The organism is Thermodesulfobacteriota bacterium, assembly GCA_030583865.1.
Taxonomy (GTDB): Bacteria; Desulfobacterota; GWC2-55-46; order GWC2-55-46; family GWC2-55-46; genus UBA5799.
The window spans coordinates 1865612-1881781 of record CP129479.1; the positions used below are offsets into that span (position 1 = coordinate 1865612).

The 16170-nt window shown below is 54.4% G+C and carries 12 protein-coding genes and 2 pseudogenes; 2 read left to right on the plus strand and 12 right to left on the minus strand.

The genetic code is table 11. From position 1 onward, the window contains the following. Positions 1-139 precede the first annotated feature (139 nt). The gene (locus QY316_08835; protein ID WKZ32020.1) at positions 140-277 is read left to right on the plus strand and encodes a hypothetical protein; all 138 of its coding nucleotides are present in this window, start codon (positions 140-142) and stop codon (positions 275-277) included. Between the two features lie 816 nt (positions 278-1093). On the opposite strand, the pseudogene QY316_08840 reads toward QY316_08835, so the two are convergent. Then, a pseudogene (locus QY316_08840) lies at positions 1094-2205 on the minus strand (IS3 family transposase). Here QY316_08840 and QY316_08845 point away from each other — a divergent pair. Continuing rightward, positions 2198-2755 carry a nucleotidyl transferase AbiEii/AbiGii toxin family protein gene (locus tag QY316_08845; GenBank protein ID WKZ32021.1) on the plus strand — a complete coding sequence of 186 codons (558 nt, stop codon included), beginning with the start codon at positions 2198-2200 and terminating at the stop codon, positions 2753-2755. The pseudogene QY316_08840 and the gene QY316_08845 overlap by 8 nt on opposite strands. A gap of 270 nt (positions 2756-3025) precedes the next feature. Here the strand turns inward: QY316_08845 and QY316_08850 are convergent, their stop codons facing one another. From QY316_08850 to cobN, 11 genes and pseudogenes are all read right to left on the minus strand, one after another. Then, positions 3026-3295 carry a sulfurtransferase TusA family protein gene (locus QY316_08850; protein WKZ34104.1) on the minus strand — a complete coding sequence of 90 codons (270 nt, stop codon included), beginning with the start codon at positions 3293-3295 and terminating at the stop codon, positions 3026-3028. Continuing rightward, positions 3287-4027 (minus strand): annotated as a pseudogene (locus tag QY316_08855) (phosphate ABC transporter ATP-binding protein). Before QY316_08855 ends, QY316_08850 begins: the two are co-directional and overlap by 9 nt. A gap of 9 nt (positions 4028-4036) precedes the next feature. Continuing rightward, positions 4037-4888, minus strand: coding sequence for a phosphate ABC transporter permease PstA (pstA, locus tag QY316_08860; protein WKZ32022.1), 852 nt, complete (start codon positions 4886-4888; stop codon positions 4037-4039). Beyond that, positions 4888-5811: a phosphate ABC transporter permease subunit PstC gene (pstC, locus tag QY316_08865; protein ID WKZ32023.1), complete on the minus strand. Its 924-nt coding sequence runs from the start codon at positions 5809-5811 to the stop codon at positions 4888-4890. The genes pstA and pstC overlap by 1 nt, the downstream gene beginning before the upstream one ends. 57 nt (positions 5812-5868) lie before the next feature. Beyond that, positions 5869-6804 (minus strand): substrate-binding domain-containing protein, encoded by a 936-nt coding sequence (locus tag QY316_08870; GenBank protein ID WKZ32024.1) that lies wholly within the window; start codon positions 6802-6804, stop codon positions 5869-5871. Between the two features lie 10 nt (positions 6805-6814). Then, complete coding sequence (locus QY316_08875) at positions 6815-7918, minus strand: porin (GenBank protein WKZ32025.1); 1104 nt, start codon at positions 7916-7918, stop codon at positions 6815-6817. Between the two features lie 93 nt (positions 7919-8011). Then, complete coding sequence (locus QY316_08880; protein WKZ32026.1) at positions 8012-8167, minus strand: YezD family protein; 156 nt, start codon at positions 8165-8167, stop codon at positions 8012-8014. A 1365-nt stretch (positions 8168-9532) separates the two neighbouring features. Further along, entirely contained in the window at positions 9533-10999 is a 1467-nt protein-coding gene (locus QY316_08885) for a catalase (protein ID WKZ32027.1), read from the minus strand. Positions 11000-11364: 365 nt separating this feature from the next. Then, positions 11365-11715 carry a DUF2149 domain-containing protein gene (locus tag QY316_08890; protein WKZ32028.1) on the minus strand — a complete coding sequence of 117 codons (351 nt, stop codon included), beginning with the start codon at positions 11713-11715 and terminating at the stop codon, positions 11365-11367. After that, on the minus strand, positions 11708-12178 hold the full coding sequence (locus QY316_08895; GenBank protein WKZ32029.1) for a MotA/TolQ/ExbB proton channel family protein: 471 nt from the start codon (positions 12176-12178) through the stop codon (positions 11708-11710). The genes QY316_08890 and QY316_08895 overlap by 8 nt, the downstream gene beginning before the upstream one ends. Before the next feature lie 47 nt (positions 12179-12225). Beyond that, the gene (cobN, locus tag QY316_08900) at positions 12226-16155 is read right to left on the minus strand and encodes a cobaltochelatase subunit CobN (protein WKZ32030.1); all 3930 of its coding nucleotides are present in this window, start codon (positions 16153-16155) and stop codon (positions 12226-12228) included. Positions 16156-16170: the final 15 nt, after the last annotated feature.

A 16170-nucleotide genomic window follows, 5' to 3' on the forward strand; every position in this document is an offset into this window, starting at 1 on the left:
TTCCTTTGGGCTTAAGGGTCACAAAACCAGAATAAATTTCTTTAAAATATTCTTTAAAAACCAGCCTTTCCGAAATCAGGGGTAGAAAAAATACCGCATATATATAGAAGTCAAATTCAGTGCGGGAGGTGCACATCATATGGACGAGAGGGAGAGACTGGTTTTTGGCTTTGAACGACTCTGCGAAGAAAGGAAAGCTGCCTTGCTGGAGGTTCTTGATGCGTTCCTTTCAGCGGAGGTTCTGCTCGCTATAAATGCTCTAAAAGTTCCGGGGTGACGGTTTATACTTTTGATGTTGAATCTCTCTACAATGGTTTCAAGGCGTGATAGCGCTCGTCGTTATCCCATTTCGAGTATCAGAACGATGCCGGGCTTTCGGTCAGTCTTGATTCCTGTCAAGGGGCACTGACTGACCGATTAGCCTCGGCTCCCACTGTTCGTGAAGTCTAACTCGATTGCGTACTCATAAGTAAGACCATGTGCGTTTTGTCTTCGAATTAGAACTCACCTCCCCTCCAGGCGGCCTGGGGCTCCTAGTCCTTCTCCCGAATAGCAATTTTCCCAATTCCCAGATATACTTATTGATACAACTCGTTTTTTCCTGCCAGAGCATCCAGCTGACTTCCGCAAAATTTCGTAAAGAAGCGTGTTTCTCAAAAATTCATTTGGGATTGAAGCGAACTTTTCATTTTAATCCTGAAAGAACATGTCATTATTTCAAATTATATTCTCATTATCCCTACTTATTACTTTGAATATCCCCCTTACAGCTGAAGCTTGCTCTTGTTTTGATGATGATTTTGAGATTTATAAACCGACTTACGGAATTCTTCAATTTGGCACGATAGATCGGAATAATAATAGTGATTCGACTACCGTGAAATTTCAAGTGAACTTCACAAAAAATGTAACCAAGGGGGAGCTGCTCGCAATACCGATGGAGCTAGAGTTCGCTTACACTCTCAAAGCATTATGGAATATAGAGGTGGCCCCGGTTGTTTGGACAGGTTGGCGGCATAAATAAGGTGGAAAGCCATGGGGGTTAAGCCGCCTGTACGGAGGGACGGCTGGAGTAGCCGGCCCTGGGTTTTTGCCAGTATGCCTCAAAAGGGGTCTTGTCGTCCAGACTTGAGTGCGGACGGCGCTCGTTGTAGAAGCTGATCCAGCGAGAGAGTCCATCCCGGAGCTCGCTTCCGGTTTCATAGGCGTTCAGATACACGCATTCATACTTGAGAGACCGCCAGAGCCTCTCGATCATCACATTATCCATCCAGCGCCCCTTGCCGTCCATCGAGATCCGGATACCGGCATCTTTGAGCGCGTTGGTAAAAGCAAAGCTTGTGAACTGGCTTCCCTGGTCGGTGTTGAAGATCTCAGGGCGCCCGTAACGCTCCAGGGCATCCTCCAGGGCCGCCACGCAGAAGTCGGCGTCCAGGGTGTTAGAGAGCCGCCAGGACAGGACCTTGCGGCTGGCCCAGTCCATGATGGCTACCAGGTGTAGAAAGCCTCGACGCATCGGGATATAGCTGACGCCGGCGCACCAGACCTGGTTCGGAGTGTCAATTGCCATGCCGCGTAGCAGATACGGATAGATCTTGTGTTCCGGGTGCGGCTTTGAAGTGTTGGGCCGCTGATAGATCGGCGAGAGCCCCATGACCCTCATAAGCCGGCCAATACGCTTGCGGCTTACACAGTACCCAAGGCGACGCAGGTGACGTGCCATCTGCCTGGCGCCGTAACACGGGGTTTCCAGAAACTGCTCGTCAACCAGGCGCATCAGTTCCAGGTTCAGCGGTGTCTCGCCGAGGGACTGATAATACCAGGATGACCGCTTAATCGAGAGCAGTCTGCATTGCCGGGCAATGCTCAAGCCTTGGGCATGCCCGGGTTCGACCAGGCTTTTCCTCCGGACGTGGCTCAACGACCGAAGGCTTTGGCTAAAAAATCCCGCTCCACCGTCAACTGCCCGATCTTGGCGTGCAGATCCTTGATCTGGGCCTCGTTGGCGGCGCCGGCACGCTCAGCCCTGCCGGAAAAGGTCTCGGCCATGTTCTCGATGGCCTGGCGCTTCCAGGTGGCAATCATATTCGGGTGTACGTCGTATCTGGTGGCCAGTTCGGACAGGGTCTTTTCGCCCCTGATGGCATCCAGGGCGACCTTGGCCTTGAACTCTGCTGAATAACGGGTTCGTTTCGTCTTGCTCATCGGTGGTCCTCCTTCAGTGTGCGGCTTTACACCTTATCACACTGTCCAAATTTTGGGGACCACCTCTGGTTTTGGCGATATAATAATTCCTTCACCTCTTTCTCTAGATTATCCTACGATACTCGAATTCCCAGCACCACACCTTCGTGGTTACACCATGGAAAGCACTATTGCAGAAAAATTTGAAGCGATGGTAAAGCTGGATATTTTGAACAGCCGCATGAAAGATTTCTTCGATATTTGGTTACTATCAAGACAGTTTGATTTTGATGGAGAAACATTAGCAAAGGCAATCACGATGACCTTCTCTGCGCGTGGCACGGGAATCCCGTCAGAGCCGCCTCCTTTGACAGATACCTTTGCTTCCGATGCCACAAAAGTTAAACAATGGCAAGGTTTTATCCGCAAAAACAGATTAACCGATGTCCCGGAGGATTTCGGAAAAATAATTAAGAATCTCGCTACCTTCCTTGGACCTATTGCCGTAAGTTTGGCCGCGGGTCATGATTTCAAAGGTATCTGGAAAGCACCAGGCCCTTGGTCAAGCTAAATCTCATTGGCTACACTACTGCAAAATTGTTGCAGACAGGGCGTTGGGGGAAGGAAGAGAACATATAACTCTTTGATTTTCAAGTCAAAACCGGAATGCCAGACTGGAGTATATTCCCACAACGCGATAAGGGGATTACAGCTTTCGCTGTAACCACTTAATTTTAATTGCTGGGACAGGAGGTTTCAGTAGTTGTATTTTAAAAAACAATTGCGCCTGCCACTAGCGGTTTAACCGAAAAACCTCGGAAAAACCATCATCTATTTGTCATCAAAAATCGGCTTCACCGCTCTTCTGGACAAGCACCTCCCAGTCGGTGGAGTTCAGTCGTTTGACCTCAAGCACCCTGTGCCCCTCGAACTCTATCGCCCTTGGCATCTCGGTTACGGCCTGCTCATGGTCGACTATTATCTTCAATACCTGGCCTTCGTTAAGCTTTTCAAGCGATAGCTTTGCGTGGACGAAGTTTCCCGGGCAGGTGGTGCCCTTCAGGTCAATTTCTTTGTCCGGTCTGTGTTCTACAATCGATTGCCCGTTTATGTAAGCTCTCGTCTTTGCGAACCTCGGGTTGTTGAAGAACTCTTCAGCAGGGCCGTGCTCGATAAGGTTCCCAAGGTACATGAAAAGGACATAGTCGGCGAGCTTTCTTGCCTGCCTCAGGCTGTGGGTCACAAGGACGATGGTATATCTGCCCTTCAGCTCCTGAAACTTGTTTTCAATATGCTCCGCGGAGATAGGGTCGAGCGCGGAGGTGGGCTCGTCGCCGAGTATCACTTCAGGCTCTACCGCAAGGCTCCGGGCAAGGCATAGCCTCTGTTGCTGTCCTATGGAAAGGGCCGACGCTGGAAACGCAAGACGGCCCCTCACCTCTTCCCAAAGGCCAGCTATCCTGAGCTTCTCTTCAATAATAGCGTCAAGTGTCTTCCTGTCTTTTATGCCGTGTATCCTCGGGCCGTAAGCTATATTGTCGTATATGGACATTGGCAGCGTCTGCGGCCTCTGGGCAAGAAGCCCCACCTTCTTCCTTAAATGAGTAACTTCGGTCTTGGGGCTGTAGATATCCTCCCCGTCTATCAACACCTGCCCGTCTACCTTTACACCGTCATTAAGCTCAAGTAGCCTGTTAAAGGATTTAAGGAGCGTGGTCTTGCCGCAGCCCGAAGGGCCGATGATGGCTGTGACCTTTTTATCGGGTATATCGACTGAAATATTGTTGAGGGCCTTGTGGCCTCCGTACGAAACAGTAAGGTCTTTTATCTGGATGTGTTTCATCTTCTTCTCCTACTTGACAGTGTTTTTTGTAAACCTTCTGCTTATGATCCTCGCGGCGATGCTTATCGCCAGTATTATCACAGTAAGGACGAGGGCTGACGCATAGCCTCGTTCCTGTACTTCCGGAAATGGAGTGCCCAGTTGGAAGAAGATTGCAAGAGGCAATGTGGCAACCGGCTGGAAGAGCGAATAAGGGAGCGAATCCGTAAAGCCAGCCGTAAAAAGCACTGAAGCGGCGTCACTTATGGCCCTCCCGAAGGAAATGAGAACGGCGGTAAGTAGACCCGGCAAGGCCTGCCGCAGCATTACTTTCAGCCCGGTTTCAAGCCTGTTCGCGCCTAAAGCCAGCGAGACTTCCTTGAGGTCAAAGGGCACGGTCTTCAAGACCTCGTCCATGGCCCTTGTCATGACAGGGACTACGAGCAGCGCGACGGTTATTACCCCTGCAAGGAGCGATGCCCTGAGCCCGAAGAAGACCATTATGATGAAGCCGAAAGCGCCGTATACGATCGACGGCACCCCGAATAGTATGTCCAAAAGAAAGCGTGCCGAAAAAGCGAACCTCGATGACTTCCGGAGGTAAAGGTTCAAGTAGAGTGCCAAAGGCAGGCTCAAGATAAAGGCCAGCGCCGTGGCCCCCAGGCTCAATACCAGAGAGCCCGTGATGGCATTGAGTATGCCGCCCTCCTTGCCCATGTAGAAGCCGCCCTGCGGCGTCTTAATCAGCATATCGATAGAGAGAGCGCTGAAGCCTTTTATGAAAACGGTAGCGAGGATGAGCGCGAGAGAGCCGACGACGATAAAGGTGGCGGCGAGCATGAGCGCCTTGAATATCTTTTCTTCCAAAAGCGGCCTTTTCACTACGCGCCTCCTTTTTCCAATTTGAGGAGTATCCCCCAGCCGAGCATGTTGAACGCGGCAGTGACCGCCAGAAGAACGAAGGCAGCGAGAAATACGGCTGAATCGTAAAGCGGTATGGACATGAGCTCGCCGTATGTATTTGCGATAAAGGCCGGGAGCGGATAGGCCGTGTCGAATATGGATGCCGGAAGGACATTAAGAGCAGAGCCAGCCACCATCAGCACAGCCATCGTCTCGCCTAAGGCCCTTGAGAGCCCCAGTATCACGGCAGCTATAATTCCAGGCCATGCCTTTCTTACAACCGCGTGCTTGACCGTCTGCCACTTTGTCGCTCCCAACGAAAGAGAAACTTCCCGCAATCCTTCAGGCACGGTCCTCATGACCTCTTCGGCAACAGAGATGATTATCGGGAAGACCATCACCGAAAGAACAATACCCGCGCTCAGGGCTGAAAAGCCCGTGTAGTTGTCAGAGGCGAACGGGAAGAACGGGAATGTTTCGCTTACGAACGGCATGATGTAGTCCCGCACCAGCGGCACGACCACTATTACGCCCCATACGCCGTATATGATGGGAGATATCCCTGCGAGCAAGTCTATTACCGGCTTGATGATACCTCTTACCCGTCTATCGGCATACTCGGACAAATAAATGGCCGTCAACATGCCGAGGGGGACGGCTATTACAATCGCGACTCCAGTGACAAGGAATGTGCCGATTATGAAGTTGGCTAGCCCGAACCTGCCTTCATCGGGGTGCCAATAGCCGGAGAGCAATATGTCTCCTATACCCGCCGATGAAAAGACGGGGGTAGCCCTCGCGAAAAGAACAAGGGCAATAAAAAACGCGAGGCTTATAACCGAGGCGCAGATGAAAAACATCACGCGCCTGGCGAGCCTGTCTTTAAGTTTTCTGATATCCATCCATTATTCTCCCTATGTGGCGCCCCTTCCGTTCGGGCCGGAAGGGGCTTTTATTTCTTACTGCAGGCTCTTCAATACCTTTTCGCGCTCTGCCTTTGGGATGGGCAGGCTTGTGCCTACCTCATCGACTATCCTTGCGCCTTCGTCCGACAAGGCGAACCTGATGAATTCCAACACGTGCCCCTGCGGCTTTTCCTTCACGAAGAAGTAGTTCTTCCTCGTCGCGGGATAACGCCCGGCTTCGATAGCCTTTATCGCAGAGTCACGGTCCTTAAAGACCTCGTCAGGGTCTGCCTTGCCGTTGCCGTTCGCGTCGATGGGAACGAGCTTAATTCCCTTCGCGACTGCTCCTTCACGGGTGAAGACAAAGCTGAAGTTACTGTAACCGATGCCCAGGGGGTCTCTCCTTACTGCCTCTACGAGGCCCGGGTCGCCGTAGACTCCCACGCCTTTAAGATCTTCCTGCTTTTTATTGCCTATGTATTTGGCCCAGCTTGCGGCAGCGCCGCAGGAATCAGAGCGTGTGTAGACATGGACCTTTTTGCCTGTCTTTGTCCCGGCGACTTCGTCCCATGTGGAGAGGAGGCCAGTGATGTAGAGGCCTGACCACTTGTCTTTCGCGATCCCCTTTTTCAAAAGGCCATCCAGCGAAGGGTTTCTCTCGCTCACAATCGGGAAGACCGCGTCATGCAGGATGTATACCGGCGTTACGCCTTTCTTTAGCTCGGCCGGGTCAGGCTCCCTTGAGACCATCCCTATATCCGCGAGCCCTGCGATGGCATCGGCCGCGCCTTTCCCAGCCCCTCCGGCTGATATATCTATCCTCACTTCAGGGTGCTTTGCCCGGAAGGCATCGGCCCAGGCGACCGCTGTCGGATATATGGCCCACGCACCCGAGATCGTTATGGACCCCTTCAGCTCGGCAGCATGGGCGGCTCGCCCCCCGGACAACAACAGTAAAAATGCAAAAAACAGTAACGCTATCTTTTTCATTCCGGCCTCCTTAGAATTGAACAGTCAACTGCCCAGTGAGGGCGTTATTGTCGACCTTGGTCCCCTTTTCCCTTTTGTCCTCATAGTTCACCTGCAGGAAGGACCATTTATTGAAGTAGATGTTCGCGCCAGCCGTATAGACGTCTGTTTCGTTTTTACTCACGCCCTTGTCAGGGTCGAACGTGTCGAACTTGACTACCCCCTGAAGCAGCTTCGGGATGATGAAATACCCCGCCTGCAGGTACCAGCCTTCCTTGTCCTTCGAGCCGTCCTCCCCGCGGATATACTCGCCTTTTATGGAGAAGGGGTCGCCAGTGTAGGCGAACTCCACTCCGACCCTGTCCCTGTTCGCTCCGGTATAGCTGCCTTCATAAACGGACGTGCCTATGGAAAGGTCATTGAGGACGCGAAAGGCCACTCGGCCGATGATGTCCTTTTGCTCATCCTGGTCGGCCCTGTTTATGCCTGAGCCGTTGAATACGCCCACAGAGTATTCGACGAGCTTGCGGCCGCCGTAGTCGATGAGACTGCCGCTTGCCTGCACGCCGGTATCGCGCCCGTTGTGGTTGCCGATCACATCGCTGCCGCGCGCGACAAGGGCTTCGACCACCTGCGAACGATTTATGGTCTCGAGCTTTGTATTGGAGGTGACGTTCTCGAGACTGAAGGGGACTAGGAACTGCCCTGCAGTTATCCTGAGACCAGGGGACCATGCGTAGGCTGCCGTGGCATCGAGTATTTTGGCCGATGAACCCGCAAGCTCGGTCTGAAGCCTCAACTCAAGCCTTTCGGTAGGCGCGGCCCTCAGGTCAAGCCTTGCCCGCCTTACATCGAAGGTATCTTTTATGCTCTCATCATTTCTGTATCTGACCTGCGCGTAGCCGCCGAGCTTTACCGGCCTCCCGGCGATTACAAAGAACTCTTTCTGGTTTTCCTTTTCTTCCTGTTCCCTTACCGCCTCCTCGGCCCTTAAACTCGCGGCATCTTCCTTGCTCACCGAGCCCTTCTCCACAAGCAGGTCAAGGAGCCTGTCGTACCCTTGTCCTGCCCAGGAAAGAGGGGTTAAAACAAAAAGGCTGACAAACAGCCCAATGGAAAGCGCAAAACTCTTCATACATACCTCCAAAGTTTTTGCGGCCTCCAGTTGACTGGTCAGCCTATTATTATTTTTTTATGCCTGAGAACCTTACATCTGGAAAAAACTTTCTTAAGCTTCACCTCCTTTTTTGCAATTCTGGCCGAGCCTTATCTTTTCCGTCTTGTCGATCTGCACGACTTTTGAGTCCTGGATGATTATCTGCACGTTCCCGAACTTTACGCTCTTTACGGCCTTCAATATTTCCTCGCTTATCCCCTTTTCCATTTCCCTCTCCATTTGGTCGCTAAAAAAACAAAAAACCCACTACCGTACTCGGGTAATGGGTTTTGGGGAGCCGTTCTGTAGTTGTTTTTCTTACACGGATAGACCCCTGCCCATTACCATATGCGTACAACAACACATACACGTGGTAGTGGACAAATTTAAGATGTTAGAAAGGTCTATTTTCATGGTCTAAATACTTGAGTAACGCAGTAAGATATTAAGAAGATACTCTGAGCTTAGTTCATTGTCAAGAAAAAAGATTTTGTGAGCTGAAAAGAAGGAAATGGAAACCATTTCAGTTCGTAACAAAGGAGCTATTCAGGTAACTGTATTAATTTTGTAGTAGAATTCGCGGCTGTCTTTAGACTCAGTAGCCTCTTTAGCCTTCCTGGAAAACCTTCCAACCCCCTATTTCATAAGGCAAAACGGGAAATCAAGCCTAAGATCAGGGAGTTATGTTTTTGGGCTTTATTGCCCTCAAAATCCCGTGGGGTATCCCCCCGTGCGGGTTCGACCCCCGCCTCCGGCACCATCTAATCCCCTGAAAACATTATGTTTTCAGGCCGTTGCGACTTCCGAAGCTTCCACGACCTTCAGGTGGTTTTTACCCGACTGTACTAATTTTGTATTAATTTTTTTCTGGAGGCGGTCGAAACTCGCCTCTGAACACAAAATTTTCCTCTTCGAAATTAATGACTTACATTTTTCATTCTCAATTAGCTTCTTCCCGCGCGGGACTTTTTGTGCAGTGCGTTTCTTTGCTGTAAAATAATAACAATTTCAAACGGTTTAAGATGAACTCAATAAACATAAAAGAGCTTAGGGCTGAATTACGACGTTATCTCGACAGGGTATTGCATGGCGAGTAGTTCGTCATAACAGACCGCGGGAAGGAAGTGGCCTTATTAGCACCTGTTCCAAGCGATGGTCATGTCATCCGTTTACTCATCGATGCCAAAAAAGCGAAATTGAACGGAGGGAAGCCAGCAGGCATAAAAGGTATCCGCATAAAAGGTGAACTCCTTTCGGAGACCACCCTTAAGAAGAGGCGGTGAGGTGAATTGATCTTTATGTCGATAACGGCAGCATGTGTATAAGTGGCGAGTTCGGGTCTTCCCCTGCCATTTGAATGTATTAGCAAAGGGAATTTACTTCAGACATCGACTGAAGTCAGCAAAACAGCTAAGGGCAACACGTGAAGGTGGTTGTGATTGTCATTGTTTGCCCCTCTTTATGATGAGCCCAGCATCTGCGATTGATAACTGCAAAAAAAGATGGAGGACAATTATTATTGCCCCCCATCCTCTAACAGGCACCACACTTCATTTCAAATAACGGGTAGAAATGACAATCTATGGCCAGCCGCTACGCTTTAGACGACAATTCATCGAGTTCGATTCCGAGCGCGTCAGCCACTCCCTTTCCGTAAGCCGCATCGCATTTCAGGCAGTTGTTGATGTGTCGGGTTTTGATCTCCCTGGGCGCGTCGCCCATAGCAGCGGCCGTATTCGAAAAGAGCGTCTTCTGCTGTTCGGCGCTCATAAGTCTGAAGAGTAGCCGGGGCTGGGAGTAGTAATCGTCGTCATCGCGATGGTTCCAGTGATCAGCGGCCCCTTCAAGGCTGAGTGGCGGTTCGCTGAAATCCGGCTGCTGTTGCCACTCGCCGTAGCTGTTAGGCTCATAACCAAGCGTGCTGCCGTGATTGCCATCCACCCTCATGGCCCCATCCCTATGGTAACTGTGTGCGGGGCATCGAGAGGCATTGACCGGGATCAAGTGGTGGTTTACGCCAAGGCGGTACCGCTGGGCATCGGCATAGGAGAAGAGCCGACCCTGGAGCATCTTGTCCGGCGAGAAACCGATGCCAGGCACCACGCTGGCCGGATTGAAGGCCGCCTGTTCAACTTCGGCGAAATAGTTCTCGGGATTCCTGTTAAGCTCAAGGACGCCGACTTCCATAAGAGGGTAGTCCTTGTGCAGCCAGACCTTTGTGAGATCAAAGGGGTTGTACGGACATTTGGAAGCGTCTTTCTCCGGCATTACCTGAATATACATGGTCCAACGGGGGAACTCTTTCCGCTCGATGCTCTCGTATAGGTCGCGCTGATGGCTTTCCCGGTCTTTGGCTATGATAGCTTCCGCCTCGGCATTTGTGAGGTTCCGGATCCCCTGCTGCGTCTTGAAATGGAACTTCACCCAATGCCGCTCTTTTTTGGCATTTATCATGCTGAAAGTGTGGCTGCCGAAGCCGTGCATGTGGCGGTATGAATAGGGAATGCCCCTGTCGCTCATCACTATTGTAACCTGATGCAGCGCCTCGGGCAGCGATGTCCAGAAGTCCCAGTTGTTGCGTGCGCTCCTCATATTGGTGCGCGGGTCGCGCTTGACCGCGTGGTTGAGATCAGGGAACTTGAGCGGGTCGCGCAGGAAAAAGACGGGTGTATTATTGCCGACCAGGTCCCAGTTGCCCTCTTCCGTATAGAACTTCAAGGCAAAGCCCCTGATGTCGCGCTCGGCATCGGCTGCCCCGCGCTCTCCCGCCACGGTGGAAAAACGGACGAAGAGGTCCGTTTTTTTGCCGATTCCAGCGAATATTTTCGCCTTCGTGTATCTCGTCATGTCGTGCGTGACGGTAAACGTACCGTAGGCGGCTGAGCCTTTTGCGTGCATGCGGCGTTCCGGTATCACCTCTCTGTCGAAATGAGCGAGCTTCTCCAGAAACCAGACGTCCTGCAGGAGCATCGGCCCGCGCCTGCCGGCAGTTAAAACGTTCTGGTTGTCCACAACCGGGGAGCCGGCGTTGTTTGTGAGCTTCTTCTTATCGTCTTTCATAGACTCTTCTCTCCATTAATCAGGATTCGTGCTTCGGATTCTTACTTGCACGTGACCTTTCAATCCGCGCCATTGGATTTTGCATCCAGGCCCTTTCGGAGCTTCCAATGCGAGGTTTGCTAAAGCTTATCCAACAGGTCGGCTGCTGTCAACCTATGCCGTTCCGGGCTCTTCTCCGCGCGTTCGGTCACTGGAGCCACGGTCTATTCCCCGCCGTGTAAAGCAATATATATTATCCTTGCCTGAAACCCTCATGGCATTTCACGCCCTTCATAACGCCGGAAAACCGCCGGGTACGCTCGTAGTCTTTCCTCTCGCGTCCTCGGCCAACCTTATGGCCTTTATCAAGGCCTGTCTGCTCCGCCCTAAGGCTTGTTCTCCCCCTCAGGCACGTAGATCATGGTGCCGTCAGCCAGCCTGTAGGCAACGCCTGCACGCATGCCCTCCCCCTCCCCGATCTCGCCGGTAGACTTGTAGTGCTTCAATTCCTGCCCCTCCTTCATGAGTATCTCCATGTTCTCCTTGCCGGGGTTCTTGATTACCGTGACATCCTCATTCGAAAACGGGTTCAGCGGGTTCTGCGATATTATGATCACCAGCACCGCTATGACTACAAGAAAGACGTCGACGATATTGATTGCAGAGAGCACCGGGTCCTCTGTCTCATCTCCCTGAAGGTACCGCCTTCTCGGCTGGTGGACGGTTTTTTCAGACATGGCCCCGCTCCTCCAGCCTTCTTAAATCGTCCATCAGCCACCGCCTGCGCACGGTAAGGAGCCAGAAGGATATGGAGGCCGCTATGAGCGCGATTATGACAGCGGCGAACGCGATTACCAGGTTTTCACTCACTCCCTGCGTGTTGCCGTCCGTAAGCGACATAAGCGCAGGCCCCATCGGTATCATGGTTGCCACCAGACCCAGCATGGGGGCTGTGCGCGAGGCCAGGCGCAGGGGCTCGAGCCTCCGAAGCATCCAGAGCTCAAGGTCCTCGGCGGCGCAGCCGGTGCGTTCCCAATGAATATGTAAGTCGGGTTTATTGCCCTTCCGCCTCTGCCATGCCTCGACCGCGAAACGCCCGCTGGAATAGAACGCGAATACGAAGAGCCCCAGTATTATGAGTAGCACCGGGGCAAGAAAGAGCTGCCCCAGCTGGTACATCAGCACTTCAAGAGCGTACATCGAAATTCTCCTTTCAACCTTTTCATCTTTTGTATTGTCCGGCCAGTCTACTCTGCCTGGCGCCTCTGCCTGCCCTTGTTCCATTGCGCCAGCGCCCCTGAGAGGAAGACCACAGCCAGGAGCCCCGCCATAAGGAAGACCATCCGGAGGTCGTGCGTGTTGATTGATTCAGCTGCTTTCATGACCTGGCCTGCGACCTTGGCGGCCGCGTTCGCGGCCCCGCCGCTGCCACTCGCCTTGAAGCCGTCCATCCCGAAACCCGCGGCCGCCTGGCGCGCGTACTCGTCAAGGAGCTTGTTATCCGTCTTGTAGTCGTGCCGCTCGACCGCGTCCAGGTATGTTTCGACCAGGGCGCGTACAGTGGCTTCGTCCGCGTCCCAGTAGTCCTTCCTTACGGCTTCGAGCATGCGCTCGGCGACCTGGGCCAGGGCAACTGGGTTGGTCTCCTCGAACCACTCCCGGATGCCGAGGTCGAGCGAGTCCTTGACGTATACGTCGAAGAAGCTTTGCCACTGGTCGTCACGGACTATCTCGGGCGCGGTTACCTGCCAGCCCCAGAAATTATTGACCGTATCCACGATATTAAGGGTGCCGGCGTGGCCTTCGGACTTCATGGCCTCCACCCACTGGGGATGGTGATAGCGGGTGCGGAGCTCTGAAGCCAGGAATTTCGCGGCAGACTCCGTCCGGCCGTTGGCTGAGTCCCTCAGGTTGCTGATGTACAGTCCGGGGCTTTTCCCGTCGATGTTCCGAACTGCCAGCGAAATGCCGCCCAGATACTGGAACGGGTCGTCGGTGCTGAGCATGCCGTAGAGGTTTGAGGAACGGGAGAGCACTGCGGCCTCGACTCCCTTGAGCTGCTCCTTGTACAGGTTCAATCCCTCGGGCTTCATCCCCCAGCGCTCCGGATCAGGGCCGTACGCGTACTGCATCTTGCTGAGGTAGAGATCCGCCATGCGGCTGTCGTTCTCCCAGGTGTCGGAAGCAAGGGCAGCGTCCTCAAGTCCGGTGCCGTACGCGCCGCTCTCGCTGGAAAAGACCCTTGTCAGGGCCATGTCCCTCGCCTCCGCGGCGGCGATGCCCTTTTCGAGCAGCGCCTTCTCAAGCGCGATGGCGTTCGTGCGCACGGCGTTGTCAGGCTCGTCCAGTTCCGCCACCTTCACCACGGCCTTTGCAATCTGGTCAATGATGATGGGGAAGTGGTCGCGGTACAGGCCGGTGGCCGAGACCACGACGTCTATGCGGGGCCTTCCGAGCTCGTCGCGGGGGATGACCTCTATTTCGGTTACCCGGCCTGCCTTGTCCCAGACCGGACGGACGCCGAGGGCGTAAAAGACCTGAGCCTCCAGAACCCCGAGGTGGCGCATCGTCTCGACAGACCAAAGGGAAAAGGCAAGCTTCTCCGGATAGCCGCCGTTCTCGGCCTTGTGAGCCTCCAGAAGGGAGTTCAGGGCCTCGCGGCCAGCCTTAGACGCCTGGACGGTAGGCACCTTCGAAGGGTCGAAACCGTACAGGTTCCGGCCGGTCGGCAGCGTGTCCGTATTCCGGATCGGGTCGCCTCCATAGCTCGTCTCCACGTGGCGCCCGCCGAGCGCTGCCAGCACCCCCGAAAACTCCTTGCCCGCGCCGAAGGAATCGTAATACTCGCGCGCTTTCTCAATGAACGGGCGGAGCGACTTGTCCGCAACAGGGACTCTTTTTGCCACATGGCGCTCCAGGAAACGATACGGCGCGGACTGGGTAAGCTTCGAGTAGTCCTCTACGAAAAGCTCCTCGCTGTCTTCGAGCGCGAGCTTCTCATAGAAGTCGGGGCCCAGCATCTGCATGACGGTCATGAGCCTGTGGACCGGTTCAGGGGCTTCGCCGAGGGTATGAAGGCCCAGCGGCTGCGCGGCCTGGGCCAGTTCATGAAGATAATCATGAAGCTGGCGATGGAACCCCGGGAAATCACCGCGCGCGGACTCGGCGGTCCAGCCCAGGTCCTCAAGCATCTTCCGCTCGGCTGCCGCCTCGACTATGGCCTCGCCGGTCCGGACCTTCACCGCGCCCTCGTCAAGCAGCTCGTACTCGTGGATAAGGTCGTGTAGCGGCATAAGCTCCTTATGCAGGCCTGCCGGGGCGAACGGGGGCGTCTGGTGGCTAATGATAACGGCCCTGCCGCGGCGCTTGGCCTGGGTCGCCTCGCCTATGTTGTCCACTATATACGGATAGACCACCGGCAGGTCACCGAGAACCAGCAGCGGGTCGTCGTATATCGAAAGACCCCGCTCCTTGCCCGGCGTCCACTCCTGGCTGCCGTGCGTGCCCAGATGGATGAGCGCGTCGGCGCTGAAGGCCTTCCGCACATACAGGTATGCGGCCGCATAGAAATGGTTTATCGGGACCTTGCTGTCGTGATAGATGGCCTTTTCCGCCGGTTCGCCGGCCTGCCCCCTGGGCGGCTGCGGCATTATAAGGAGGTTGCCGCGCACCATGCGCGGGACGGCGAAGTACTTTGCCCCGTCGCGCTCAATGACCATCGGGTCGGTTTCAGGGCCTCCCCAGCGCGCCTCAATCCTGTCCTGCACCTTTTTCGGGAGGGCCCTGTACCAGCCCAGATAATCCTCCATGGGCAAAAGACCTGCCAGGTCGCGCTCCAGAAGCGCCGTAAGCTGGTCGTCCCTATAAAAAGGCCTAAGCATGGCCGTGCATTCGTCAACGGCCGTTTTCTCCTCAAGGGGGCCGGTAGCATACCCCTCCCCTTTCAATGCGCCGTTCAGGGTCACAAGGCTCCTCGGGACGTTCAAAAACGAGGCCGAGAGATTCTTTTCGCCCCGAGGGTAGTTGTAGAACATCACAGCCACCCTCTTCTGGGCGTTGGGCATTGCGCGAAGCCGGGCGAGCCGCATGGCCTTGGCCACCATCGCGTCCATCTGCTCCGGTATGGCCGCAAGTCGGCCGCCCTCAACGGCGGAGACCACCATTGGGTCTATGACACCGGTATACTCCGGTATTGCGAGATAGAACGGGATGCCGCTCATGGGGATGCCTATCTTGCTCTCGGACCAATCGGCAATGTCACCGTTCCGCCAGCTTATGGCGTGGAGGACCGGCACGCCGAGCGCCGCGTAGGAATCGCGCCGCACGTCAAGGTACATGACCTGGTAGTTGATGAGCACGTCGACCGCAGGCCTCCCGTCCTCTCTCGTAATCAATGCAAGAGGCTGCCCGCCGCTCCGCTGAGGCTCGAGCGGCTCGTAGAAGACAACCGGGAGCGCCCCCTGCTTTTCCAGCCTGGATATAAGCGCGTCTATATGGTCCGTCAGCGCGTCGCTTATCGAAGCCTTGTGGATGGATACCCCTATGACAGGGGTGCGGCTGGAAGCCTCCTTGCCGAGCCAATCCAGATACTCATCCAGGCTTTCGACCACGCGCTCGGGATGGCCGGGGTGGTATATGCCCGTTGCCGGCAGTACTACGGGCGGCGGGACTTCGCCTCCGCCGCCCAGCACCGCGCTCTCAAGATAGCGGAAAAAGTTCCCGAAGTTTATAAGCCCGCCGTTCCTGTAATAGGCATACAGGGTTTCCGCCTGCTCTTTTTCAAGACCGGCGTACTCAGGCCCGGCTCCCGTCACAAGCAGCCAAGGAGCGCCAGCTTCCTGCAGAGCCTGGCCGGCCTTTTCACGGGCCTTGGACGCATCGGACGCCCTTGGGGCATCCAAGAGAACGAGTTCGGCCCTGCGCATGGCGGGAATCAAATCAGCCGGGTCCGTCTCGTCGAGGTTGTATTTCACGGCACTCACGCCCGCAGCACGCGCGGCATCCGTGACCGTATCGAATTTCCCGGCCAGGACGAAGCTGTTACTGAGGATTACCACCTGCGGACCGGCGGAAGCCTTCCTGTTTTTAACGACCCCAAAGAGGACGGCGGCCACCGCTATGAATACGGCGAGGCCCGCTGCCAGCCAGGGAGTGCGTAAGTAAGCCTTTTTTTTCATTAACCTCTGCCCCCC